Source organism: Pseudomonas sp. FBF18, assembly GCF_024261405.1.
Lineage (GTDB): Bacteria > Pseudomonadota > Gammaproteobacteria > Pseudomonadales > Pseudomonadaceae > Aquipseudomonas > Aquipseudomonas palmensis.
On sequence record NZ_QKRS01000004.1, the window covers coordinates 127,244 to 152,173 of the forward strand.

Genomic DNA, 24,930 nt, shown 5'->3' on the forward strand with positions numbered 1-24,930 from the left:
CAAGACATGCCTAGACGAGAGCCCGGAGCGCCGACGCCGCTCCCCAGAATAAAGCTGCTGCTGATCGAAGACAGCACCCACGACGTCGAGCTCACGCTGTTGACGCTGGAGCGCTATGGCCTGCAGGTCGACCCGGTGGTGGTGCACGATCACATCGGCGCCTGCGAGGCCATGCAGCAGCACACCTTCGACGTGATCGTGTGCGACTACCTGCTGCCCTCCTCGTCGGGCATCCAGGTGCTCGAGGTGGCCCAGCGGGCGGCCCCGGAAACGCCGTTCATCTTCCTGTCCGGCATCTTCGGCGAACAGCAGGCGGTGGAGACCATGCGCCTGGGCGCGGTCGACTACGTGCTCAAGCAGAACCTCAAGGTGCTGCCCAAGGCCATCCGCCGCGCCGTGCTCGAAGTGCGCGAACGCGAGAAGCGCCGCGCTGCGGAAAACGCCCTCGAAGAGGTCGAGACCCGCGCCCGCCTGGCCATCCAGGCTGCGGAGATGGGCGTGTGGGAACTGAGCGTGCCCAGCGGCTCGGTGCTGTGGGACGAGCGCTGCCGCGCCCTGTACGAAGTCACGCCCAGCTGCAACCTGCACCTTGACCAGGTGCTGGAGCACTGCCACCCCGACGACCGGGCTATGCTGCGGGCCAAGGTCGAGCAGGCCCTGAGCTGCGAATCGGTGTTCCATGCCGAATACCGCGTGCAGTTGTCGGGCGGTCGCCTGCGCTGGATCAACTCCAACGGCCGTTCGCTGTTCAAGGATGGCCGTTGCGTGCGTTTCAGCGGGGTGATGCAGGACATCAGCGAGCGCAAGGTCGCCACCCAGGCCCTGGTGCAGTTGACCGAAACCCTGGGCGAGCGCGTGGAGCAACGCACCCGCGAGCGCGACCGCACCTGGGAGCTGTCGCGTGAACTGCTGGGGGTGCTGCGCTTCGACATGACCCCGATCAACTTCAACCCGGCCTGGGAGGCGGCACTGGGTTGGTCGCGGGACCAGATCGGCAGCCTGCGCCTGTGGGAGCTGATCCACCCCCTCGATCTGGACGCCACCATCAAGGAAACCCGCAGCATCGCCAGCGGCAACGTATCGACCCGCTTCGTCAACCGCATGCGCCACGCCAACGGCGACTACCGGTGGCTGTCCTGGACCATCGTGCCGGAGAACGGCCTGATGTACGCCGCCGTGCGCGACATCACCGATGAGCGTGCGGTGGTCGAGGAACTGGCCGCCACCAACAAGCGCCTGCGCGAACAGATCGACGAGAAGGAACGCGTGGAAGCCACGCTGCAGCAGATGCAGCGCCTGGAAGTGGTCGGCCAGCTGACGGCTGGAGTGGCCCACGACTTCAACAACCTGCTCACGGTGATCCTCACCAGCGCGACCTTTGCCACGCGCGACATTGCCCGCGGCAACCTGGACAAGGCCCGCACCCGGCTGGAACACATCACCGATGCCGGTGAACGTGGCGCCCGGCTCACGGCCCAGCTGCTGTCGTTCTCGCGCCGCCAGCGCCTGCAACCGCGCCCGGTGGACCTGAACGCCACCGTGCGCGGCATGCAGAGCCTGCTGAACAAGGCGCTGGGGGCCAATATCTGGGTAGAGATGTCGCTGGCCCCGGACCTGTGGACCGCCTCGGCGGACCTGACCCAGACCGAGATGATCATCCTCAACCTCATCATCAACGCCCGCGACGCCATGGCCAACGGGCCCGGCTCGGTGCTGCTGCGTACCCACAACGTCACCGTGGAGGCCGCGCCCCTGCGGCCCGAAGACCCGGAACCCGGCCACTACGTGGTGTTCTCCATCGTCGACTCGGGCAGCGGCATGAACGAGGACACCCTGCTCAGGGCGTTCGAGCCGTTCTTCACCACCAAGCCGGTGGGGTATGGATCGGGGCTGGGGCTGGCCCAGGTGTTCGGTTTCGCCAAGCAGTCCGGTGGTGGGGTGCGCATCGAAACCACCCTGGATGTCGGCACCACGGTCAGCGTGTACCTGCCGCGGATCCAGGGCGACGCGGTGGCCGTGCTGCCCAGCCCTGCGCCGGTGAGTGAACCGCATCAGCCGCTGGGCTCGACCATCCTGCTGGTGGACGATGACAGCACCGTGCGTACCCTCACGGCCACCTTGCTGGAATCGTTTGGCCTGAAGGTGGTGCAGGCGCGCAACGGCCCGGATGCACTGAACATGCTGAGCCCCGAGATCGACCTGCTGCTGACCGATTACGCCATGCCGGGCATGACCGGCGGCGAGCTGGCGGCCCTGGTCAAGCGCTCCTACCCGCAGTTGCCGATGGTGTTCGTGACTGGCTATGCCAATACCGACGTGCTGGGGCTGAGCCATTCGACGGTGATCCAGAAGCCGTTCAGCGAGCGCGACTTGCGCAGCAAGATCTGGGCAGCGCTGGCGCGTTGAAAAAACCTGTACACGCTTTCTACCTGGCCGAGCAAAAAAGATTATTCTTGAAAGACATTTTTCAACGCCAGACTATGTGAGAGCCGAATATGAAGATCGATGACATGGACGCCTTCGTCGCCGTCATCCGCTGCCAGTCGACCAACCTTGCGGCGCAGTCGCTGCAGTTGACGCAGCCGGCCATCACACGACGCGTGCAGAACTTCGAGGAAGACCTGGGCACCAACCTGCTCGACCGCAACACCAAGCCGCTCAAGCCCACGCCCATGGGCTGGCGCGTGTACGAACAGTGCAAGGCCATCCTGCGCGAGATCGACACCCTGCGCGAGCTGGTGGCCAGCCACGGCTCGCCCAGCGGCACCCTGCGCCTGGGCGTGCCGCAGACCATCGGCGATGTGGTGCTGCTCGATGCCCTGGCGCAGATTCGCCAGGCCTACCCCGAGCTGCGGACCCAGGTCGCCAGCGGCTGGGGCAGCGCGCTGATCGCCAGGATGGAAAACGGCGAGCTGGATGCGGCCGCCGCGCTGTTCCCCTCCGGCAAGATCTTCCCCGAAGGCATCGCCAGCCGTTCCATCGGCCGCATGCACCTGCGGGTGGTGGCCGCCAAGGGCAGCGCCAGCAAGCGCAGCTACAAGCTCAAGGACTGCTACAGCCAGGGCTGGGTGCTCAACCCCGACGGCTGCGGGTTTCGCGCCGGCCTGCAGCGCGCCTTGAGCGAACAGGGGCTGTCGCTGCAGATCAACCTGGAAACCTTCGGCACCGAACTGCAACTGGGCCTGGTCGCCAACGGCCAGGGCCTGGGGCTGGTGCCCGAGCCGCTGCTGGCCGCCAGCCGTCATCGCGACCTGCTTGAAGTGGTCAACGTCAGCGACTTCAAGCCCCAGGTCGACCTGTGGCTGTTTCACCCCAGCTACCTGGGCAACCTGCAGGAGCCGGTGGAGCTGTTCGGCAGCGTCACGGCGCAGCGGCTGGCGCTGTAGCAGCCCCGCCCTGCCCCGCATCAGCCAAGGCAGCGGGCCTCACTCCAGCGTGATGTTGCCCGCCCGGATCACCTCGCCCCACCGTGCGCCGTCATCGGCGATCAGCTTGGCAAACCCCGCCGGGGTACTGTGCTCGACGCTGATCCCGTTCTGCGCGAACCGCTCGGCGGTCTGCGGCGCCTGGGCAATCGCGGCAATCGCCGCGCTCAACTGCTCGACCAGCTGCGGCGAAGCGCCCTTGGGCAGCACCAGGCCGAACCAGCCCGATGCCTCGAACCCCGGCAGGCCTGCCTCGCTGGCACTCGGCACCCCTGGCAGCAACGGCGAGCGCTGCGCGCTGCTGAGCACCAGCCCCTTGAGCTTGCCGGCCTGGATCTGCGGGGCCAGCACGGTGAGGGTATCCACCGCTACATCCACCTCGCCGCCCAGCACCGCCGTGACCGCCGGCGCACTGCCCTTGTACGGCACGTGCAGCAGGTCGATGCCCGCCAGGTTCTTCAGCAACTCCCCGGACAGGTGGCACAGGGTGCCGTTGCCGCACGACGAATAGCTCAACGCGCCCGGGCGCGCCTTGGCCTGGTCGATCAGCGCCTGCAGCGTGTCGACCTTGCTGGCAGCCGGTACGGCCACCACGTTGGGCACCGAGGCCAGCACCGCCACGGGCGTGAAGTCCTGCAGCGGGTCGTAGCGCAGGCCCTTCTGCAGGTTGGGCAGTATGGTCAGCTGCCCGGCGGTGGCAAGCGACAGCGTGTAGCCATCGGGTTTGGCCTTGGCCACCGCCTCGGCGGCGATTGCGGTGCCGGCACCGGGCTTGTTGTCGACCACCACCGGCTGGCCCAGCGAGGCCGACAACTGCTCGGCGTAGTAGCGCCCCACGGTATCGGCAGCGCCGCCCGGCGGGAACGGCACCACCAGGGTCACGGCGCGGCTCGGGTAGGCATCGGCCTGAGCCAGTGCGGCAACGCCCAGGGCCAGTGCGGCCAGGGCAAACTTGAGCGGTAGGATGATTTTCATGCAAAGGTCCTGGAACAGTCAGGGTTGAAGCAGCCCTCAGTCTTCACTGAAGGCCACATGGCGCGTGGCGCGCACCCGCGGGATGAGCATCAGCCCCACCGCCAGCACGCACAGAATCAACAGGGTCAGGCTCAATGGCCGGGTGACGAACACCGTGGGGTCGCCCCGCGACAGCAGCATCGCCCGGCGCAGGTTCTCCTCCATCAACGGGCCGAGCAGATAACCCAGAAGCAGTGGCGCCGGCTCGCAGCGCAGCTTGATGAACAGGTAGCCCAGCAACCCGAACGCCACCGTGAGCAGCACGTCGAACAGGCTGTTGTTGACGCTGTACACGCCAATGCAGCAGAACAGCAGGATCGACGGGTACAGCAGGCGGTACGGCACCGACAGCAGCCGCACCCAGATCCCCACCAGCGGCAGGTTGAGCACCAGCAGCAACAGGTTGCCGATCCACATACTCACGATCAGCCCCCAGAACAGCTCGGGGCGCTCGTCGATCACCTGCGGGCCCGGCACGATGCCGTGGATCATCATGGCCCCGGCCATCAGCGCCATCACCGCGTTGGAAGGCAGGCCCAGCACCAGCATCGGGATGAACGAGGTCTGCGCCCCGGCGTTGTTGGCAGACTCCGGCCCGGCCACGCCCTCGATGGCGCCCTGGCCGAAGCGCTCGGGGTGCCTGGCGATACGCTTTTCGACCATGTACGAGGCAAACGCGCCCAGCATCGCCCCGCCCCCCGGCAGCACGCCCAGCACCGCGCCCAGGCCGGTGCCGCGCAGCATCGGCTTCCAGCTGCGCCGGTAGTCTTCGCGGGTCGGCATCAGGCTGCCGACCCGCGCTACCTGGGGCGGCTGGCCGCGGCTGCGCTCCAGGTTGGCGATGATTTCGGCGATGCCGAAGATGCCCATCGAGATCACCACGAAACTGATGCCGTCGCTCAACTGGGGCAGGCCGAAGGTAAAGCGCTCCACCCCGGAATTCACGTCGGTGCCCACCAGGCCCAGCAGCAGCCCCAGCAGGGTCATGGCCACGGCCTTGAGCACGTCGCCCTGGGCCAGCACCACGGCGGCCACCAGGCCCAGCAGCATCAGCGAGAAGTACTCGGCCGGGCCGAACTTCAGCGCCACCTCGGCCAGCGGTGCGGCAGCAGCGGCCAGCAGCAGGATCGACAGGCTGCCGGCGATGAACGAACCGATCGCGGCAATGGCCAGGGCCGCCCCGGCCCGGCCCTTGCGTGCCATGGCATGGCCGTCCAGGCAGGTCACCACCGAGGACGACTCGCCCGGCAGGTTGACCAGGATCGCCGTGGTCGAGCCGCCGTACTGGGCGCCGTAATAGATGCCCGACAGCATGATCAATGCCGCGGCCGGGCTCAGGCCGTAGGTGATCGGCAGCAGCATGGCGATGGTGGCCACCGGCCCCAGGCCGGGCAGCACCCCCACCAGCGTACCCAGGGTCACACCGATCAGGCAGTACAGCAGGTTGTTCAGGGTGAAGGCGGCTTCAAGGCCGATACCCAGGTGTGCCAACAGCTCCATGGGTCGCTCCTCAGACAGGCCAGGCCGGCAGGTTCAGGCCCAGCCCGTAGCCGAACACCAGCACGCTGAACAGCCCCAGCGCGCTGCCCACCGCCAGCAGTTCGCCCAGGTGCGCCTTGTGCCGGCCCAGGCCGCTGAGCAGCGTCATGCACAGGGTCGCCAGCGCCAGGCCAAGGCTGGGCAGCAGCAGCGCGAACGCCACCACGCTGGCACTGATGGCCAGCGCCGGGCGGACGATGAACAACCCGTCCAGCGTGACCTTCTCGCGGCCCAGCCACAGGCCGCGCACCAGCAAGGCGATGCCCAGCCCGCACAGGGCCAGGCTCACCAGCCAGGGAAAGTAGCCTGCGCCCATGCGCATCGCCGTGCCGCTGGCATAGGCGCTGCCCACCAGCAGCCCGGTCAGGCCGAAGCCCAGGAACAGGCAGCCGGCCAGCACTTCGCGGGCATCGAGGTTCAGGGTCAGGGAATGCGGGCGCGCAGTGGCGGCCCGTTGCAGAGCATCTCGCACGCAGGTCTCCAGGTGCCGGTACGGCACAAGGCAAGGCGATCCGCGCGTGCGGTCTCGGGGTGGGGTTGGGGTAGCTGCGCCGTTCAGGCGCTGCGTTGTGCCTGGCGCGCCGCGACCTTGGCGTGGGTCAGCGGGATCAGCTCGCGGCCGTAGTCGGCGGCGTCGTTGATCGGGTCGAACCCGCGAATCAGAAAGGTGGTCACGCCCAGGTCGTAGTACGCCAGCAAGGCATCGGCCACCTGCTCGGGGGTTCCCACCAGCGCGGTGGAGTTGTGCCCCCCGCCAACCAGTGCGGCCATTCCGGTCCACAGGCGCTCATCCACGCGCTCGCCTTGCGCCACGGTGTCCAGCAGGCGCTGCGCACCGACGCTCTGCGGCTTGTTGGCCACCACCGGGCCGGCGCGCTCCAGGCGCTGGCGAGCGGTATCGAGAATGGCATCGGCCTTGGCCCAGGCCGCAGCTTCGGTATCGGCGATGATCGGCCGGAACGACACGCTGAACTGCACCTGGCGCCCGTGCAAGGCCGCCTGGGCACGTACCGCCTGAATGGTTTCGCGGGTCTGCTCCAGCGACTCGCCCCACAGCGCGAACACATCGGCATGCTTGCCGGCCACTTCCAGGGCCGCCGCCGAAGAACCACCGAAGAACACCGGCAGGTGCGGCTTTTGCACAGGCTTGATGGCAGAGAAGGCGTTCTGCGCCTGGTAGAAGGTGCCGTGATGATCGAAGGGGGTGTCTTGGGTCCAGACCTTGCGCACCACCTCCAGAAACTCGTCGCTGCGCGCATAGCGTTGGTCGTGGTCGAGGTAGTCGCCGTCCTTGCGTTGCTCGCCGTCATTGCCGCCACTGATCACGTGCAGCGCCAGGCGTCCGTCGAGCAGGTGATCGAGGGTTGCCAGCTTGCGCGCGGCCAGGGTCGGCGCCACGAAGCCGGGGCGATGCGCCAGCAGAAAGCCGATACGCGGCGCCGCCAGCCCGGCCAGGGCCGTGACCAGAAAGCCGTCGGGCTGATCCGACCAGTAGCCCACCAGAATCCGGTCGAAGCCTGCCTGCTCGTGCACCTGGGCAAAACGGGTGATGTACGCCTTGTCGAAGATCGGGCCAGTCGGATCGAGGGTCTCCGAAGACAGGCGGTGGCCGATCATGCCGATGAATTGAACGCTCATGGGGGGCTCCTTGAAGAGGGCGAAGAAAGCTTATTGGTTATAGAAGGTTCTTTCTTCAAAACGAACGCTTATAAGCTACCGAGCCCGCCACCCCTTGTGAAATTCATTTTAGGCATAACCTAATATAAAAAATGATTTATATCGAAACAGCTTTAAAATTCACTTTGCGCATATTAGCTTATGCTCAATTTGAATTTTGAGAATCATCAGGCGGTTGCTAGGGTGATTCGAAAACGTAGCCAGAGCCCCGACCATGACCGACCCCCTTCGCCTGGACCGCTTGCGTCAGTTCATCGACGAACTGGCCAGCCTGCTCGACCGAGAAACCGATGAAGCGGCCCTTCTCGATGATGGCCAGCGCCTGTTGCAGCAACTGGTGGCCCATGACGACTGGCTGCCGCCAGAGCTGGCCCAGCCCAGCCCCGAACGCTATCAGCAGTACCTGCTGCACTGCGATTCGCGCCAGCGCTTCTCCATCGTCAGCTTCGTGTGGGGGCCTGGGCAGACCACGCCGGTCCACGACCACCGGGTATGGGGCCTGATCGGCATGCTGCGCGGCGCCGAATACGCCCAGGGTTTTGCCCGCAGCGAGCACGGCGCGCTGCTGCCGTCCGGCAACCCGGTGCGCCTCGAGCGCGGCCAGGTCGAGGCGGTGTCGCCGCGCATCGGCGACATCCATCAGGTCAGCAATGCCTTCGACGACCAGGTGTCGATCAGCATCCACGTGTACGGCGCCAACATCGGCGCGGTCAGGCGTGCCGTGTACCTGGCCGACGGCAGCGAGAAACCCTTCATTTCCGGTTATTCCAACACCCAACTGCCCAATCTGTGGGACCTGTCAAAAGAGAACCTTGCGCCATGAGCACCCCGACCACCCGCACCTACGCCCACCTGCGCCAGCACTTGCTGGCCAGGCATGAACTGGCCCTGATCGATGTGCGCGAAGAAGCGCCCTTCGCCGTGGAACATCCGCTGTTCGCGGCCAACATCCCGCTGTCCAGGCTTGAAATCGAAATCTACGCGCGAGTGCCGCGGCGCGATACACCGATCACCGTGTATGACGATGGCGAGGGCCTGGCGCAGATTGCGCTCCAGCGCCTGGGTCAACTTGGCTACAGCGACGTGGCCCTGCTCGAAGGCGGCCTGGCCGGCTGGCGCGAGGCCGGCGGCGAGCTGTTCCAGGATGTGAACGTACCGAGCAAGGCGTTTGGCGAACTGGTGGAAAGCCAGCGCCACACCCCTTCGCTGGCGGCCGAAGAAGTGCAGGCGCTGCTGAACGAAAAGGCCGACGTGGTGGTGCTGGATGCGCGTCGCTTCGACGAATACCAGACCATGAGCATTCCGGGCGGCATCAGCGTGCCGGGTGCCGAACTGGTGCTGCGGGTGGCCGAGCTGGCACCGAACCCGACCACCCGCGTGATCGTCAATTGCGCCGGGCGCACCCGCAGCATCATCGGCACCCAGTCGCTGGTCAACGCCGGCATTCCCAACCCGGTATCGGCTTTGCGCAACGGCACCATTGGCTGGACATTGGCGGGGCAGACCCTGGCCCATGGCCAATCGCGGCGCTTTGGCGACGTGAGCCCGGCCAACCGGCAGCGCGCCGCCGAACAGGCCCGCGCCGTGGCCGACAAGGCCGGCGTCGTGCGTGCGGACAGCCAGACGCTGGCGGCGTGGTGTGCCCAGGCCGATCGCAGTACTTATGTGTTCGATGTGCGCACCCCCGAGGAATTTGCCCGGGGCCACCTGCCAGGCAGCCGCTCGACGCCGGGTGGTCAGCTGGTGCAGGAAACCGACCATGTGGCCAGTGTGCGCGGGGCGCGCATCGTACTGATCGATGACGATGGCGTGCGTGCCAACATGAGTGCGTCGTGGTTGGCGCAGATGGGTTGGGAGGTGGCGGTGCTCGATGGCTTGGGCGCAGGCGACTTCAGCGAAACGGGTGATTGGCAGCCGCCGTTGCCGGCGTTGCCGCAGACTTCGACCATCGACCCCGAACAGTTGGTGCAGTGGCAGGCAGACGCCGACACGGTGCTGCTCGACTTCACCACCAGTGCCAATTACGTGCAGCGGCACATACCGGGTGCGCACTGGGCGATCAGGGCACAGCTGGAGCAGGCACTGGAGCGCTTGCCGGTGGCGGGACGTTACGTGCTGACCTGCGGCAGCAGCTTGCTGGCACGGTTTGCGGCGCAGGACCTGCAACGCCTGACCCGAGTGCCGGTGTTCGTGCTGGAGGGTGGTACGGGCCGCTGGATTGCCGAGGGGCGGCCGCTGGAGTCGGGCGAGACGCACCTGGCGGTGCCGCGCAGCGACCGTTACCGCCGGCCGTATGAAGGCACCGACAACCCGCGTGAGGCGATGCAGGGGTACCTGGATTGGGAGTTCGGGTTGGTGGCGCAGCTGGGGCGTGATGGCACCCATGGGTTCCGGGTGATCTGAACCTCTTGAGCAGACCGTATGGTCTGCCCCTGGCCGACAGGCCGCATACGCAGGTGCGGGCAAGGCCCGCTCCTGCGCCCTTCGGGCACAAGCACAGGAGGCGCCGGCCTTGCCGGCGAATCGAGCGCGAAGCGCTCGTACAACCTGAACCCACCGTGGATCAGGCAGCCCTCACCCGCCGAGCCGCAATCAACGCCCTGCCACCGGCTCGAACAAAGACACCGCCGCCGCATCCACCTTGCGCGGCAACAGGCCCTGGGCAAAGAACACATCGGCAATCTGCTGCTGTTCGGCCAGATGCTCCGGCTTCACCAACTGCACGTCGTAACTGCGCCGCGCATTGGCCTGCTCCACCGTGGCCACATCCAGGTTGCCCCACAACGGCCCCAGCACCTGCGCCGCCTGCGTGGGGTTGGCCTTGGTCCACTGCCCTGCCTTCTGCAACGCACCGAACACGGTCTCAAGCACCTGCGGATGCGCCTTGGCGTAATCGCTGCCCGCCAGGTAGTAACGCTGGTAACTGGCCAGCCCCTGCCCGTCGCTCAGCACCCGCGCATGCTGCTGGCGCTGGGCGCTGGCCACGAACGGGTCCCAGGTGACCCAGGCATCGACCTTGCGGTTCTCGAACGCCGCACGGCCATCGGCCGGGATCAGGTAGGCCGGCTGGATATCGCTGAAGGTCAACCCGGCCCTGGCCAGGGCCTGTATCAACAGGTAATGGCTCCCCGCGGCCTTGGTCACCGCCACCTTCTTGCCCTTGAGGTCCGCCAGGCTGTGCAGCGGCGAATCCGCCGGCACCAGAATGGCCTGGGCCAGTGGCGATGGTGTCTCGCGGGCAAAATAGGTCAGCCGCGCCCCCGCCGCCTGGGCGAACACCGGCACGGTGTCGGCCACATCCGCCGACACATCGACATTGCCCAGGTTCAGGGCCTCCAGCAGCGGCAGGCCGCTGGCGAACTCATGCCAGCTGACCTGTATGCCCTGCTGCGCCAGCTGCTGCTCCAACGTACCCTGGGCCTTGAGCAGAATCAGCAGCGTCGAGGATTTCTGGTAACCGATGCGCAGGGTTTGCCCCGCGCTGGCGCTACCGATCAGGCTGGCGCCAAGCAGCGCGCCGATGGCCAGTTGTCGCAGACGTTTGAACGGTTGCATGGGGTCAGCTCCTGTCAGTGGGCCTGGGTCACGGCGACGCTGGCGGGCAGCACGAAGCCGCCGGCAAAGGTCGGCGCCACGTCCAGACGTTGGGCAATCAGGCCGTGGGCCTGGTAGAAGTCGGCGGTTTCCTGCTGCTCGGCGATGGTGCCGGCGTCCACGACCTGCCAGCGCAACTGGCGACGCTCGAACTGCAGCCGGGCCGCGTCCTGTGGGAAGCCGATGATCTGCGCCAGGGTCTTGGAGTAGCTGTCCAGGTTCTGGTTGGCCCACACCTGGGCCTTGGCCAGGCGCGCCAGGTAGTCCTGCAGGGCCGCGCGCCGGGCCGGGTCGGCCAACGCCTTGTCAGTCGCCGCCAGAAAGCTGTTGCCACTGGACAAGCCGCGACCATTGACCAGCACCCGGCCCTGGCCGGTGGTTTCGGCCAGCGCGGTGTAGGGCTCCCACGTCGCCCAGGCATCCACCGAACCGCTGGCCAGGGCCATCCTGGCATCCACCGGGCCAAGGAAGCGGAACTCGACGTCCTTCTCGCTCAGCCCCGCGCTGGCCAGCGCCTTGAGCGCCACGTAATGGCCAATCGAGCCGCGCCCGGTGGCGATGCGCTTGCCCTTGAGGTCGGCCGCCGCGTGCAGCGCCGACCCGGGGTCCACCAGCACCGCTGTGCCATAGGCGTCGGACTTGTCCACGGCAATCGCCTTGACCTGCGCGCCGGACGCCAGGGCGAACAGCAGCGGCGCATCACCGATGATGCCGGCGTCCACCGCGCCGGCATTGAGCGCCTCGGCCAGCGGCGCGGCAGCCGGAAACTCCGCCCACTTGATGTCATACGGCAGGTCGCGCAGCCCGTCTGCGGCCTCCAGCTGGGCACGCATGTTGCCCTTCTGGTCGCCGATACGCAGTTCGATACGCGGTTCGGCCAGCACCTGCCCGGCCAGCAGCAAGGCGCCAGCGAGGGCGAGAAGTCGTGAAATGGGTGGCATGCAGTGCACTCCTGAAGGCGATTGTAGGGCGACTCTACCGGCTCGCCATAAATCAGTGAAGTGCATTTTATGAATATACTAATATGCAAATAACGTTTAATTATCGCCATTAGCTTATAACCATAAAGAATTTTACAGCAGAAAATTTAACGCATACGGTCATAAGCCCGCCGATCTGCACACACAACTCGGGGCGGGACGACGGCACCCCCGGGTGCTCCCTGGATTTTCTGCGATGAGTGCCTGATGAGCCTGTCTTCTATTGCCGCGCCGTACCGTTCGATCGAGTCGGCCCCTGCCCTGGCCGACCTGGACCCACTGCTGTTTACCCTGACCCGCGAGCTGGCCGCCAGCGCCGCCGAGGTGGACCGCAGCGGTGCCTTCCCCGCCGCCAACTTTGCCCTGCTGCAACGCCATGGCCTGCTCGCGCTCACCGTGCCGCGCGAGCTGGGCGGTGCCGGTGCCGACCTCGCCACCGCGCGCAAGGTGGTGGCCGCCGTGGCCAAGGGCGAGCCCTCCACCGCACTGATTCTGGTCATGCAGTACCTGCAGCACGTGCGCCTGCAGGATGACCAGCGCTGGCCGGTGTCGCTGCGCCAGCGCCTGGCCCGCGAAGCGGTGGAGCACGGCGCGCTGATCAATGCCTTCAGGGTCGAACCCGAGCTGGGCACCCCGGCCCGTGGCGGCCTGCCCGCGACCCTCGCGCGGCGTACCGCCGAAGGCTGGCGCCTGTCCGGCACCAAGCTCTACTCCACCGGCAGCCACGGCCTGAGCTGGTACCTGGTGTGGGCGCGCAGCGACGATGCCGACCCGCTGGTGGGCGGCTTTCTGGTGCACAAGGACAGCCCCGGCATCCGCATCGTCGATGAGTGGGATCACCTGGGCATGCGTGCCACCTGCAGCCACCGCGTCGAGTTCGACGATGTGCTGCTGCCGCTGGAGCATGCCGTGGCCGTCAGCCCGGCCAGCGCACCGCGCGCCGAGCTCGATGGCGAAGCTCAGCTGTGGATGGCGGTGCTGCTGGCCAGCCTCTACGACGGCGTGGCCCAGGCCGCACGCGACTGGCTGGTGAGCTTCCTGCGCGAGCGGGTGCCGTCCAACCTCGGCCAGCCGCTGGCCAGCCTGCCGCGCTTTCAGGAGCGGGTCGGGCGCATCGATACCCTGCTGTTCGCCAACCGCAACCTGCTCGACTCCGCGGCCAGCGGCCAGGTCACCGCGCAGCACGCCGGGCAGCTCAAGCAACTGGTCACGCACAACGCCATCCAGGCCGTGGAGCTGGCCATCGAGGCCAGCGGCAACCCAGGGCTTTCGCGGCACAACCCGCTGGAGCGGCACTACCGCAACGTGCTGTGCAGCCGCATCCACACCCCGCAGGATGACGTGGTGTTCCACAGTGCCGGGCGCTCGGCGCTGAGCCAGGAAGCGCCGTGACCCTCGCCCCCGGTTGACAGCGGCCGACCGGCCACGCACAGCCACTCTCCAAATCGGCCTATGCTCAAACAGGCCTGCCGGCGGAGGTGCACATGTGCGGACGACTGAGCCAGTACCACGGCATCCACGAGTTCGTGGACGCCCTGAGCATGCCCAACCCACTGGTCAACCGCGTGGGCGATGCGCCGCTTGGGCACTACAACGTGGCCCCCACCACCCAGCTGGCGGTACTCGGCCTGCAGCATGACACCCTGCACGCCGACCTGCTGCGCTGGGGCTGGCGGCCACACTGGGCGCAGGACAAGCCGGCACCGATCAATGCCCGCGTCGAGAAGGTGGCCCACGGCCCGTTCTTTCGCGCCATCTGGCCGCACCGGCTGATCGTGCCGGTCGACAACTGGTTCGAATGGGTCGATGAAGGTGGGCCGAAGAAGCAGCCCTACCTGATCCGCCGCCGCGATGGACGCCCTGCCCTGTGCGCGGCCATCGGCCAGCTGGGCGACCCACCCGGCGAACAGGACGGCTGCGTGATCATCACGGCCGACAGCCAGGGCGGCCTGCTGGATGTGCATGACCGGCGCCCGGTGGTGCTGGCTGCAGATGCGGCACGCCACTGGCTGGACCCCGCCACCTCCAAGGCATACGCCGAACAGCTGCTGCTGGACCTCGCCGAGCCCGCCCAGGTGTTCGAGTGGTACCCCGTGGACAGCGCCGTGGGCAACAGTCGCAACCAGGGCCCGGCCCTGGTGCAGCGCCGGCACCCCTGAACGGCGCCTACTCGCCCAGGTACGCCTTCTGCACCTGCTCGTTGTGCAGCAGGTCGCTGGCCTGGCCTTCCAGCGCGATGCGCCCGCCATCGATCACATAGGCGCGCTGGCAGGTCTGCAAGGCAAGCCTGGCGTTCTGCTCCACCAGCAGCAGGGTCACGCCGCCCTTGACCACCTCGACGATGGTTTCGAAGATCTTCTGCACGATGATCGGCGCCAGGCCCATCGACGGCTCGTCGAGCAACAGCAGCTTGGGCCTGCCCATCAATGCCCGGGAAATCGCCAGCATCTGCTGCTCCCCGCCCGACATGGTGCCGGCCAGCTGAAAGGCGCGCTCCTTGAGCCGCGGGAAGATGCCGAACATGCGTTCGATATCGGCCTGGATCGCGTCCTTGCCGTCGGTTCGCGAGAACGCGCCCATCTCCAGGTTCTCGTACACCGTCAGCTTGGGGAAGATCCCGCGGCCTTCCGGCACCAGCGCCAGGCCCTGGCGGATCAGGTCGTAGCTCTTGATCGCCGCATGCGCCTTGCCATCGAAGGTGATCTGCCCGGCCACCGGGCTGAGCAGGCCGGCCAGGGTCTTGAGGGTGGTGGTCTTGCCGGCGCCGTTGGCGCCGATCAACGCGACCATTTCGCCCTCGCGGATGTGCAGGTCGATGCCCTTGATCGCCTGGATGGCCCCGTAGGCCACCTGCAGGTCGCGTACTTCAAGAATGTTCTTCATGTTCAGGCCACCGCCTCCGAACCCAGATAGGCCTCGATTACCCGAGGGTCCCTTTGCACATCGGCCGGCAGGCCATCGGCGATCTTCCTGCCGAATTCCAGCACGGTGACGTGATCGCACAAGCCCATCACCAGCTTCACGTCATGCTCGATCAGCAGCACCGTCTTGCCGTCGGCCTTCATCTTGCACATCAGCTGGCGCAGGCCTTCGGTCTCGGAGGCGTTCATGCCGGCCGCCGGTTCGTCCAGGGCAATCAGCAAGGGTTCGGTGGCCAGCGAGCGGGCAATTTCCAGACGCCGCTGGTCGCCGTAGGAGAGGTTCTTGGCCAGCTCCCCGGCCAGGTGCCCGATGCCCACGTAGGCCAGCCAGTGCCGCGCAGCCTGGCGAATCTCGCGCTCTTCGCGCACGCAGGCCGGGGTGCGGAACACGGCCCCGAACACCCCGCAGCGGGTGCGTACATGGCGACCGATCATCACGTTTTCCAGCGCGGTCATGTTGTGGAACAGCCGGATGTTCTGGAAGGTGCGCGAGATACCCGCCTCTACCACCTTGTGCGGCTTGCTGATGTTCAGCGGCTTGCCGTCGAACTCGACCTTGCCCTCTTCGGCCCGGTACAGCCCGGTAAGCACGTTGAACAGGGTGGTCTTGCCCGCGCCGTTGGGGCCCAGCAGGCCGCGGATCTCGCCGCGCCGGATCGACAGGTCGATGCCGTGCAGGGCCTGCAGGCCGCCAAAGAACTTGCTGACCGAACGCAGCTCCAGTAATACGTCGCTCATACCTTGTCCGCCTGTTGGGCCGGGTGATCGAAGGCCGGCGTGCTCGCGGGCACCGTGGTGCTCAGCGCGGTCGCCGCCGGGGTGGGCTCGGGGTCGCCGTCATGCAGCTCGGCGCGGCGCCGGTTGGACGGCCACAGGCCCTCGGGCCGGTAGCGCATCACCAGAATCAGCGCCAGGCCGAACACCAGCATTCGCAGGGTCGAGGCATCCAGCACGTTGCGCAGCACCTCGCGGCTGACGAAGGTCACGTTGTCCATCACGAACGGCTGTATCCAGTTGACCAGGTCGCGGAACACCTCGGGCATCACCGACAGGATCAACGCCCCCAGCACCACGCCGCGAATCGAGCCCATGCCGCCGAGCACCACCATCGCCAGCACCATGATCGACTCCATCAGGGTGAACGACTCGGGGCTGACGAAGCCCTGGTAGCTGGAGAACAGCACCCCGGACACCCCGCCAAAGGTCGCGCCCATGGCAAATGCCAGCAGCTTGAGGTTGCGCTTGTTCAGGCCCATGGCCTCGGCCGCCACCTCGTCCTCGCGCAGGGCCATCCAGGCCCGCCCGATGCGCGAGACTTCGAGGCGCTTGGACAGCACGATGGCGAAGATCACCACCACCAGGAAGAACAGGTAGTAGCTGATCACCGGGGTGACCTTGAGCCCGAACAGGCTCCATGAGGTCTGCAGCGACAGCAGCGCCTCGGGCGCCTGCCCTGCGGCATGCGACCAGGCCCCGCCGTCGATGTGCAAGGGTGCGATGTTGCTGATGCCCTGCGGTCCGTTGGTGATGTTCACCGGCTGGTCGAGGTTGTTCATGAAGATGCGGATGATCTCGCCAAAGCCCAGGGTCACGATGGCCAGGTAGTCGCCGCGCAGCTTGAGCACCGGGGCGCCGATCAGCACCCCGCAGATGGCCGCGGCAATCGCTGCCAGCGGGATGATCACCCACAGCGGCCAGTTCAGCACGCCGTCCACCAGGCCGGCCATGTTCAGGTGCGGCGAGGCCAGCAAGGCATACAGGTAGGCGCCGATGGCGTAGAAGCCGATGTAGCCCATGTCGAGCAGGCCGGCGTAGCCGATCACGATGTTCAGGCCCAGTGCCAGCAGCACATAGAGCATGGCAAAGCCGAGGATGCGTACCCAGGTGGGCCCCAGGAACGGAATGCTGTCGACGACGAAGGGCAAGGCCACGAACGCCAGGATCAGCAGCAGGTACTGTGCGGTTTGGTTTTTCATGTGCGTTGCCTCCTAGGCCCGGTCGGCCTGGCGTTCGCCCATCAGGCCGTTGGGTCGGAACAGCAGCACCAGAATGAGCACGGCGAACGCGAAGATGTCCTGGTAGTTGGCGCCCAGGAAGCCCCCGGTGAGGTGGCCGGTGTAGCCGGCGGCCAGCGACTCGATCAGGCCCAGCAGCAGCCCGCCGGCCATGGCCCCGAACAGGTTGCCGATGCCGCCCAGCACCGCCGCCGAGAAGGCCTTGAGCCCCAGCAGCAGGCCCATGTAGGCGTCGGCCTGGCCGTAGTTGACCGCGCGCATCACCCCGGCGATGGCGCCAAGCCCGGCACCGATCAGGAAGGTCGCGGAAATCACCCGGTTGATGTTGATGCCCATCAGCCCGGCCACTTCCTGGTTCTGCGCGGTGGCGCGCATGGCCTTGCCCAGGCGCGTCTTGTCGACCAGCAGCCACAGCCCCAGCATGATCACCACCGAGATGATCATGATGCTCATCTGCACGTTGGTGACGGTGGCGCCGAACACCTCGATCGGGCGGGTTTCGACCACTTCGGGGAAGGTCTTGTAGCCACGCCCCCAGATCATCATCGCCAGGTTCTGCAAGGCGATCGAGATGCCGATCGCGAGGATCAGCGGGGTCAGGCGCGGGGCCTTGCGCAAGGGCCGGTAGGCGAACTTCTCCATGCCCTGGGCCATCAGCATGCACACCGCCGCCGCCACCATGATCGCCAGCAGCAGGGTCAGGATGCCGGGCGCAAAGCCCATGCCCGCGAGCATGCTCAGCACCGAGATGGTCACCATGGCGCCCACCATCACCACCTCGCCGTGGGCGAAGTTAATCAGGCCGATGATGCCGTAGACCATGGTGTAGCCCAGGGCTACCAGGGCATAGATGCTGCCCAGCACCAGGCCGTTGAGGACCTGCTGCAACAAGATATCGAAATTGCCTTCCACGAGCTGAATCCTCAAAACTGCGTTGTCGCTCACCGCGTGCGCTGGCAACAGCAACGCGGCGGCATGCCTGGCAGGTCAGAAATGAACGCTTCTTATTGTTGCGAGCCGGGCGGCCCGCTTGTTATTCGAGGTAGAGCAACGGCTCAGTCGCGCTCGACCGAGAGGGTTTTCCAGCCGCCGTCGGCAAACTGGAACACCGTGGCGGCCGGGCTTTTCAGGTTGCCGAATTCATCGAATGCGATGGTGCCGGTGACGCCCTCGTAGCTTTCGCTCTTGAGTACCGGCAGGTACACGGCAGGGTCGGCCGACTGCGCCTTGACCATGGCGGTGATCGCCGCCCAGGTGGCGTCGTACGCCGCCGGCGAGGACTGCACCACGCCCGTGCCGAACTTGGCCTTGAGCTTCTGCTCGAACGCCGCGCCCTTGGGCATCTCCAGCAACGGGGTGCCGTAGTTCCAGGCGTACACGCCCTCGGCGGCGCTGCCGGCCATCTTCTTGAACTCGTCGTTGGGCAGGTTGCCGATGTTCATGAACCTGGCCTTCAGGCCCAGGTTCTTCATCTGCTTGGCCATGGGGGCGGCCTGGTAGTCGAGGGCGGCGAAGAACACCGCATCGACCTTCTGCGACTTGGCGGTGGTGAGGATGGCATTGAAGTCGGTGGACTTGTCGTTGGTGTATTCGCGTACCACCACGTTGCCACCGGCGGCCTTGACCGCCTTGGTCACTTCGTCGGCCAGGCCCTGGCCGTAGGCGGTGCGGTCGTCGAAGATCGCGATGCGCTGGGCCTGCAGGGTCTTGACCAGGTAGTTGCCGGCATAGCGGCCGAGGGTGGCGTCGTCGTTGACCACGCGAAACACGGTCTTGATGCCCTGGCGGGTCAGCGCCGGGTTGGTCGCCGACGGCGAGATCTGCGGGATGCCGGCATCGGCGTAGATCTTCGAGGCCGGGATGCTGGTGCCCGAGTTGTAATGCCCGATCACCACCGCCACCTTCGAATCCACCAGGCGTTGCGCCACGGCGGTACCGGTACGCGGGTCGGCCACATCGTCCTCGGACACCAGCTTGAACTGGGCCACCTTGTCGCCCAGCTTCAACTGCTGCTGGTTGGCCTCTTCGATGGCGATGCTCACGCCATGTTCCACATCCAGCCCCTGGTGTGCAGAGGGCCCGGTCAGCGGGCCGGCAAAGCCGATCCGTACCAGTTGGGTGTCCGCCGCGTTCGCCGTGCCAGCCCCTATCAGTGTTGCCATCAGTGCAGCAAGGGCGGTCAAACCCCGGTTGTTCTTATTCATTCTCAGCTCCCAGTAATCATTGGACGAACTGCACACGCCTGGCCAACCTCGCCGGCGCACTTGTAAGATAACAGTCAGCAGGCAACTGTCAATGGGTGTATGCTTGAGGAAAATGAAAATGCTGACAAAAGCCACGCACGCCTTGATCCATGCACCTTAACGAGGCATGGGATTGCAGTAGAATCAGGCGCTTGCACCATAACAAGTCAGTTGTTTGATAACATATGGCTACATTTTCGCCGCTACTTCGGGTTTTTAGCGGGTCGGGTGAAATCGACGCAGATCGCGTTTGACGGATGCGCCAACCTGTTCAACCATTCAATCCATCGTGATGAGCACATCAGTTTCAGGAGCTACACAACTATGAATGCGTCGTTTGGAACGCGCAGGGCCAATCTGGCGGAGACAGTGATCCACGAGCTGTCCAACCGGATCGACAATGGCACATACGGGCCGGGGCAGAAGCTTCCGTCCGAACAGGAGCTGTGCAAGGAATTCGGCGTCAGCCGCCCTGTGATTCGCGAGGCCGTGGCCTCGTTGCGTCTGGGCGGTCGGCTGATCGCCCGCCAGGGTGTAGGCGTATTCGTGGTCGAGCAGGACGTCAAGCGCCTGGGCTTTGCCCTGAGCACAGCAGTCGATGACGTGCGCGCCGCCGCCCACGTGCTGGAACTGCGCCTGGGCATCGAGACCGAGTCGGTCGCGCGTGCCGCCGAGCGCCGCAGCCCCACCAGCGTGGCGCAGATCACCGAGGCCTTCGACCGCTTCAACGCGCTGGACGGCTCCAACCTCGAGGAAGAGGCCCGTGCCGACTTCGAGTTCCACCTGGCGATTGCCCGCGCCACCAACAACCCGCACTTCCCGCAGCTGCTCGAAGCCCTGGGCCCGGACATCATCTTCGACCTCAACCTCAAGCACGGCCAGTCCACCGGCAAGAACCGCCTGGCGCACATCAAGAAGATCGGCCGCGAACACGGCGCGATTCTCTCGGCCATCAGCATGGGCGACGTCAACGCCGCCCGTTCGGCGGTGCGCAAGCACCTGGAAGAAAGCCTGTCGCGTTACCAGCGCCTGGTCGACAGCGGCGACTGAGCGGCGCTGTCGCCCTGCCCTCGCGGGTCAGCCCAGGCCCAGGCACACGTACTTGATCTCGAGGTAATCCTCGATCCCGTAGCGCGAGCCTTCGCGCCCCAGCCCCGATGACTTCACACCGCCAAACGGTGCGACCTCGGTGGCCAGCACGCCGACATTGACGCCGACCATGCCGTACTCCAGGGCCTCCGAGACCCGCCAGATCCGCCCCACATCCCGTGCATACAGGTAGCAGGCCAGGCCGAACTCGGTGGCATTGGCCTGGGCGATGACCTGTTCTTCGCTGTGAAAGCGAAACAGCGGCGCCACCGGCCCGAAAATCTCCTCGCGGGCCACGCGCATGTCCGGTGTCACCTCGGCCAGCACGGTGGGCTGGTAGAACGCCTCGCCAAGGGGGTGGCGCCGGCCACCGGCGACCAGTCGCGCACCGCCTTCCAGTGCGTCGCTCACCATCGCCTCGACCCCGGCCACGGCCTTGGCATCGATCAGCGGGCCGACGGTGGTGCCGGCCTGGCTGCCCTCGCCCACCACCAGCTCGCCGACCCGCTGGGCAAAACGCTCGACAAAGCGCTCGTAGATGCCGTCCTGGATGTAGAAGCGATTGGCGCACACGCAGGTCTGCCCGCTGTTGCGGAACTTGGCCACCAGTGCGCCCTCCACCGCCGCCTCAAGGTCCGCGTCGTCGAACACGATGAAGGGCGCGTTGCCGCCCAGCTCCAGGGTCACCTTCTTCACCGTGGCCGCGCTTTGCTGCAGCAACTGGATGCCGATGGGCGTAGAGCCGGTGAACGACAGCTTGCGCACCACCGGGTTGGCGGTCAGTTCGCCACCGATGGCGGCCGAGTCGCCGGTCACCACGTTGAGCACGCCACGCGGTATGCCGGCGCGTTCGGCCAGCACGCACAGCGCCAGGGCGCTGAACGGGGTCTGCGAGGCGGGCTTGAGCACCAGCGTGCACCCGGCCGCCAGGGCCGGGGCGGCCTTGCGCGTGATCATCGCCGCCGGGAAGTTCCACGGCGTGATCGCCGCGCACACGCCAATCGGCTCCTTGGTCACCAGCAGGCGCCGGTCGGCCTGCGGCGAGGGGATCACGTCGCCATACAGGCGCTTGCCCTCCTCGGCATAGAACTCCACATAGGCTGCGGCGAAGGCGATCTCGCCACGGGCCTCGGCCAGGGGCTTGCCCTGCTCGGCGGTCATGATGCGCGCCAGGTCTTCCTGGTGCAGGAGAATTTCGCGAAACCACGCCTGCAAGCGGCTGGCGCGTTCCTTGGCGGTGAGGGCGCGCCAGGCCGGCAGCGCCGCCTGGGCGGCGAGCACGGCGCGGCGGGTTTCGTCGGCGCCCATGCGCGGCACGCCACCCAGGCGCTGGCCGGTGGCCGGGTTGGTCACGTCAATGCTGCGGGCGCTGTCGGCGCCCACCCAGGTTCCATCGATATAGCAACGTTCACGCAGCAGATCAGGGTCGGCAAGGTTCATGCTGATGGGCTCGCAGGGGAATGAAGGAAACGGCGGGAGGCAGACCCTGCCCCCGCCTGGAGGGTCAACGCGACGCCAGGGCCTTTTCGCGGATCTGGCTGAGGGTCATGCGCGGGGTCAGCGCCTCGGGGTCGATCTGCACCTCGATCAGCGCCGGCTTGCCCGACGCCTCGCAACGCTCGAACGCACCCGCGAACTGCTCGGTGGCGCTCACCGTTTCGGCATGCAGGCCATAGGCCCGTGCCAGCGCGGCGAAGTCGGGGTTGTGCAGGTCGGTACCCGACACCCGCCCCGGGTAGCTGCGCTCCTGGTGCATGCGGATGGTGCCGTACATGCCGTTGTTCACCACCACCACGATGACCCGGGCGTCATAGTGCGCGGCAGTGGCCAGCTCCTGGCCGTTCATCAGAAAGCAGCCATCACCGGCGAACGCCACCACGCTGCGCTGCGGCGCGGTGAGCTTGGCCGCAATCGCCGCCGGCACGCCATAGCCCATCGAGCCGTTGGTGGGCCCCAGCAAGGTGCGAAACGCCTGGTGCTGGTAGCCGCGGTGCACCCAGCCGGTGTAGTTGCCGGCACCGCAGGTGATGATGCTGTCGGCGGCCAGGTGCTGGTTGAGCCAGGCGATCACCTCGCTCATCTGCACCTCGCCGGGCGAACGCGGGCATTCGAAGTTGGCCCGGTAGCCGCTGTTCAGGCGCTGTACCCACTCGGCGAATGCCTGCGGCTTGACCGGCGCCAGCGCCGCCAGTTGCGCGGCGATGGTCGGCATGCCGGCGTTGATCGCCAGGGTCGGCTGGTACACCCGGCCCAGTTCCTCGATGCCGGGGTGAATGTGCACCAGCGCCTGCCTGGGCACCGGAATGTCCACCAGGGCATAGCCGCCGGTGCTCATCTCGCCCAGGCGTGCACCGATCACCAGCAGCAGGTCACTGCTTTTCACCGCCTCCACCAGCTCGGGGCCGGCGGCAAGGCCCAGGTCGCCGGCGTACTGGGGCAAGGTGTTGTCGAACAGGTCCTGGCAGCGGAACGAGGCCGCTACAGGCAGGTTCTGGGCCTGGATGAAGCGCCGCGCATCGGCCACCGCCTCGGCGGTCCAGCCGCCACCGCCCAGCACCACCAACGGGCGCTGTGCCTCGCTCAGCAGAGCCTGCAGGCGCTGCAGGTCGGCAGATGCCGCCGCCGCTTCGATCCGCCGGGCCGGGCCGGCATCGGCCACTGCCACCCGATCCGTCAGCATGTCTTCGGGCAGGGCCACCACCACCGGGCCGGGGCGGCCGTTGGTGGCGCGGTGGAACGCCTGGCTGAGCAGCTCGGGCAGGCGCGCGGCATCGTCGACCTCCACCACCCACTTGGCCATCTGGCCGAACATGCGGCGGTAGTCGATCTCCTGGAAGGCTTCGCGCTCCACCTGGTCGCGGGCCACCTGGCCGATGAACAGGATCATCGGCGTGGAGTCCTGGAAGGCGGTGTGCACGCCGACCGAGGCATTGGTCGCCCCCGGCCCGCGGGTGACGAAGCAGATACCCGGCTTGCCGGTGAGCTTGCCGTAGGCTTCGGCCATGTAGGCGGCGCCGCCCTCCTGGCGGCACACGATCAGCTCGATGTCGTCCCTGGCATCGTGCAAGGCATCAAGCACCGCCAGGTAGCTCTCGCCGGGCACGCAGAACGCGCGTTCCACGCCATTGATGCGCAAGGCATCGACCAGCACCTGCCCGCCCGTGCGCAGCCCGTTGTTGTCAGTGTTCATCTTGTTGTTCTCCATCAGGCGGTGCGGTCAGATGACCGAGTCTTCCAGGAAAGGACGGTTCTCGATCACCCGTTGATAACTCAGGGCACTCAGGTCCAGGGTGCGGTAGCCCCCGTAGATGATCAGCTCGCTCAGGCCGCGGCCGATGGCCGGTGCCTGCTGCAGGCCGTGGCCACTGAAACCGTTGCAGAACAGGAAGTTGCGCACCTGGTCATGGGGGCCGACGATGGCGTTGTGGTCGAGCACGCAGAAGTCGTAGTGCCCGGCCCAGGAGTTGACCACCTTGATCGCCTCGAACGCCGGCACACGCTCGGCCAGCACCGGCCACACCTCTTCCTCGAATTCGTCGTGCATCACGTCGAAGTCGCTGAAATCCACCTCCGGGTCGTGGCGTGGGTAGGTGCCGCCCAGGTACAGGTGGCCTTCGGGGCGGAAGAACACCCCGGTGGGGTCGATGGTCAGCGGCACGGTGCCGGGCAGCGGCGTATGGCAGTCGAACACGAACAGCGAACGGCGCCGCGCCTCCACCGGTATGTCCAGCCCGGCCAGGCGCGCCACCTGGCGTCCACGGGTGCCGGCGGTGTTGACCAGCTGGCCACAGCCGATCAACTGGCCATCGCCCAGGCGCACACCGGTGATCACATCACCCTCGCGCAGCACCTGGACCACTTCGTTCTCGACATACTCCACGCCCAGGCTGCGGGCCTTTCTGCGAAAGCCGTTCATGATCCCGTAGTTGTCGAACCAGCCCTCGTCCTTCTCGCCATAGGTGCCGCCGGCCAGGCTGTCGGGGTTGACCCACGGGAAGCGGCGGATCAGCGCCTCGGTGTCCAGCAACGTGACGTCGGCACCGTTGTCCAGTTGGGTCTGGTGCAGACGCTTGAGCACGTCGAAGCCTTTCTGGTCGGCCAGGAACAGGTAGCCGTTCTCCTTGAAGGCCAGGTCGGGCCTGTCGCCATTGACCGCCATCAGTTCGGGGAAGTCGCGGATGAACTGCGCGCCAAAGCGCGAGATCTGGATGTTGATCGGGTTGGAGAACTGCACCCGGATCGAGCTGCTGGACAACGCCGTGGCCGATTGGGCATAGGTCCAGTCGCGCTCCACCACCAGCACCGAGCCGGTGAAGTCCGGGTTGCTGGCCAGAAAGTACGCGGTGGCGCTGCCATTCACCGCACCGCCGACGATCACCACATCGTAATGCTGCTTTGTTGCTGTCGAAGCCATGGCTGGGGTCTCTTCAAAA

21 protein-coding genes are annotated in these 24,930 nt (G+C 66.6%); 7 read left to right on the plus strand and 14 right to left on the minus strand.

Annotation, left to right across the window (positions count from 1 at the left end; genetic code table 11):
• Positions 1-6: 6 nt before the first annotated feature.
• Both DN387_RS08575 and DN387_RS08580 read left to right on the plus strand, forming a co-directional pair.
• Positions 7-2,406 (plus strand): hybrid sensor histidine kinase/response regulator, encoded by a 2,400-nt coding sequence (locus DN387_RS08575; protein ID WP_054914353.1) that lies wholly within the window; start codon positions 7-9, stop codon positions 2,404-2,406.
• Between the two features lie 89 nt (positions 2,407-2,495).
• Entirely contained in the window at positions 2,496-3,386 is an 891-nt protein-coding gene (locus DN387_RS08580; protein ID WP_054914352.1) for a LysR family transcriptional regulator, read from the plus strand.
• Between the two features lie 39 nt (positions 3,387-3,425).
• Here the strand turns inward: DN387_RS08580 and DN387_RS08585 are convergent, their stop codons facing one another.
• The 4 genes from DN387_RS08585 to DN387_RS08600 form a co-directional block, all read right to left on the minus strand.
• Positions 3,426-4,400 (minus strand): tripartite tricarboxylate transporter substrate binding protein, encoded by a 975-nt coding sequence (locus DN387_RS08585; protein ID WP_054914351.1) that lies wholly within the window; start codon positions 4,398-4,400, stop codon positions 3,426-3,428.
• Between the two features lie 36 nt (positions 4,401-4,436).
• Positions 4,437-5,939 (minus strand): tripartite tricarboxylate transporter permease, encoded by a 1,503-nt coding sequence (locus DN387_RS08590; protein ID WP_043864035.1) that lies wholly within the window; start codon positions 5,937-5,939, stop codon positions 4,437-4,439.
• Between the two features lie 10 nt (positions 5,940-5,949).
• Entirely contained in the window at positions 5,950-6,450 is a 501-nt protein-coding gene (locus tag DN387_RS08595; RefSeq protein WP_236171895.1) for a tripartite tricarboxylate transporter TctB family protein, read from the minus strand.
• Between the two features lie 83 nt (positions 6,451-6,533).
• Complete coding sequence (locus tag DN387_RS08600; RefSeq protein ID WP_054914350.1) at positions 6,534-7,616, minus strand: LLM class flavin-dependent oxidoreductase; 1,083 nt, start codon at positions 7,614-7,616, stop codon at positions 6,534-6,536.
• Positions 7,617-7,869: 253 nt separating this feature from the next.
• On the opposite strand from DN387_RS08600, the gene DN387_RS08605 reads away from it, so the two are divergent.
• Together DN387_RS08605 and DN387_RS08610 are read left to right on the plus strand one after the other, a co-directional pair.
• A complete protein-coding gene (locus DN387_RS08605) occupies positions 7,870-8,478 on the plus strand; it encodes a cysteine dioxygenase (protein WP_054914349.1) in 609 nt (202 codons plus the stop codon).
• Positions 8,475-10,058: a rhodanese-related sulfurtransferase gene (locus DN387_RS08610; RefSeq protein ID WP_054914348.1), complete on the plus strand. Its 1,584-nt coding sequence runs from the start codon at positions 8,475-8,477 to the stop codon at positions 10,056-10,058. Before DN387_RS08605 ends, DN387_RS08610 begins: the two co-directional genes overlap by 4 nt.
• A 189-nt stretch (positions 10,059-10,247) precedes the next feature.
• Here the strand turns inward: DN387_RS08610 and DN387_RS08615 are convergent, their stop codons facing one another.
• Positions 10,248-11,210, minus strand: a complete 963-nt coding sequence (locus DN387_RS08615) for an aliphatic sulfonate ABC transporter substrate-binding protein (protein WP_054914347.1) — start codon at positions 11,208-11,210, stop codon at positions 10,248-10,250.
• A gap of 14 nt (positions 11,211-11,224) precedes the next feature.
• On the minus strand, positions 11,225-12,181 hold the full coding sequence (locus DN387_RS08620) for an ABC transporter substrate-binding protein (RefSeq protein ID WP_156326199.1): 957 nt from the start codon (positions 12,179-12,181) through the stop codon (positions 11,225-11,227).
• 255 nt (positions 12,182-12,436) lie between these two features.
• Between DN387_RS08620 and DN387_RS08625 the strand changes: the two genes are divergently transcribed.
• Positions 12,437-13,621: an acyl-CoA dehydrogenase family protein gene (locus DN387_RS08625; RefSeq protein WP_054914345.1), complete on the plus strand. Its 1,185-nt coding sequence runs from the start codon at positions 12,437-12,439 to the stop codon at positions 13,619-13,621.
• Positions 13,622-13,713: 92 nt separating this feature from the next.
• Positions 13,714-14,388, plus strand: a complete 675-nt coding sequence (locus tag DN387_RS08630; protein ID WP_043864042.1) for an SOS response-associated peptidase — start codon at positions 13,714-13,716, stop codon at positions 14,386-14,388.
• 7 nt (positions 14,389-14,395) lie between these two features.
• Here the strand turns inward: DN387_RS08630 and DN387_RS08635 are convergent, their stop codons facing one another.
• The 5 genes from DN387_RS08635 to DN387_RS08655 form a co-directional block, all read right to left on the minus strand.
• Positions 14,396-15,112 (minus strand): ABC transporter ATP-binding protein, encoded by a 717-nt coding sequence (locus tag DN387_RS08635; protein WP_043864043.1) that lies wholly within the window; start codon positions 15,110-15,112, stop codon positions 14,396-14,398.
• A gap of 2 nt (positions 15,113-15,114) precedes the next feature.
• Complete coding sequence (locus tag DN387_RS08640; RefSeq protein ID WP_054914344.1) at positions 15,115-15,888, minus strand: ABC transporter ATP-binding protein; 774 nt, start codon at positions 15,886-15,888, stop codon at positions 15,115-15,117.
• Positions 15,885-17,126 carry an ABC transporter ATP-binding protein gene (locus DN387_RS08645; protein WP_043864045.1) on the minus strand — a complete coding sequence of 414 codons (1,242 nt, stop codon included), beginning with the start codon at positions 17,124-17,126 and terminating at the stop codon, positions 15,885-15,887. Before DN387_RS08645 ends, DN387_RS08640 begins: the two co-directional genes overlap by 4 nt.
• 12 nt (positions 17,127-17,138) lie before the next feature.
• The gene (locus DN387_RS08650) at positions 17,139-18,077 is read right to left on the minus strand and encodes a branched-chain amino acid ABC transporter permease (RefSeq protein ID WP_043864046.1); all 939 of its coding nucleotides are present in this window, start codon (positions 18,075-18,077) and stop codon (positions 17,139-17,141) included.
• Positions 18,078-18,220: 143 nt separating this feature from the next.
• On the minus strand, positions 18,221-19,369 hold the full coding sequence (locus DN387_RS08655; protein ID WP_052504315.1) for a branched-chain amino acid ABC transporter substrate-binding protein: 1,149 nt from the start codon (positions 19,367-19,369) through the stop codon (positions 18,221-18,223).
• A gap of 363 nt (positions 19,370-19,732) precedes the next feature.
• Between DN387_RS08655 and DN387_RS08660 the strand changes: the two genes are divergently transcribed.
• The gene (locus tag DN387_RS08660) at positions 19,733-20,458 is read left to right on the plus strand and encodes a FadR/GntR family transcriptional regulator (protein WP_043864047.1); all 726 of its coding nucleotides are present in this window, start codon (positions 19,733-19,735) and stop codon (positions 20,456-20,458) included.
• 27 nt (positions 20,459-20,485) lie between these two features.
• Here the strand turns inward: DN387_RS08660 and DN387_RS08665 are convergent, their stop codons facing one another.
• The 3 genes from DN387_RS08665 to DN387_RS08675 form a co-directional block, all read right to left on the minus strand.
• Entirely contained in the window at positions 20,486-21,937 is a 1,452-nt protein-coding gene (locus DN387_RS08665) for an NAD-dependent succinate-semialdehyde dehydrogenase (RefSeq protein WP_043864048.1), read from the minus strand.
• Between the two features lie 64 nt (positions 21,938-22,001).
• A complete protein-coding gene (locus DN387_RS08670) occupies positions 22,002-23,687 on the minus strand; it encodes a thiamine pyrophosphate-binding protein (RefSeq protein WP_156326189.1) in 1,686 nt (561 codons plus the stop codon).
• Between the two features lie 27 nt (positions 23,688-23,714).
• The gene (locus tag DN387_RS08675; RefSeq protein WP_054914341.1) at positions 23,715-24,911 is read right to left on the minus strand and encodes an FAD-binding oxidoreductase; all 1,197 of its coding nucleotides are present in this window, start codon (positions 24,909-24,911) and stop codon (positions 23,715-23,717) included.
• Between the last annotated feature and the right edge of the window lie 19 nt (positions 24,912-24,930).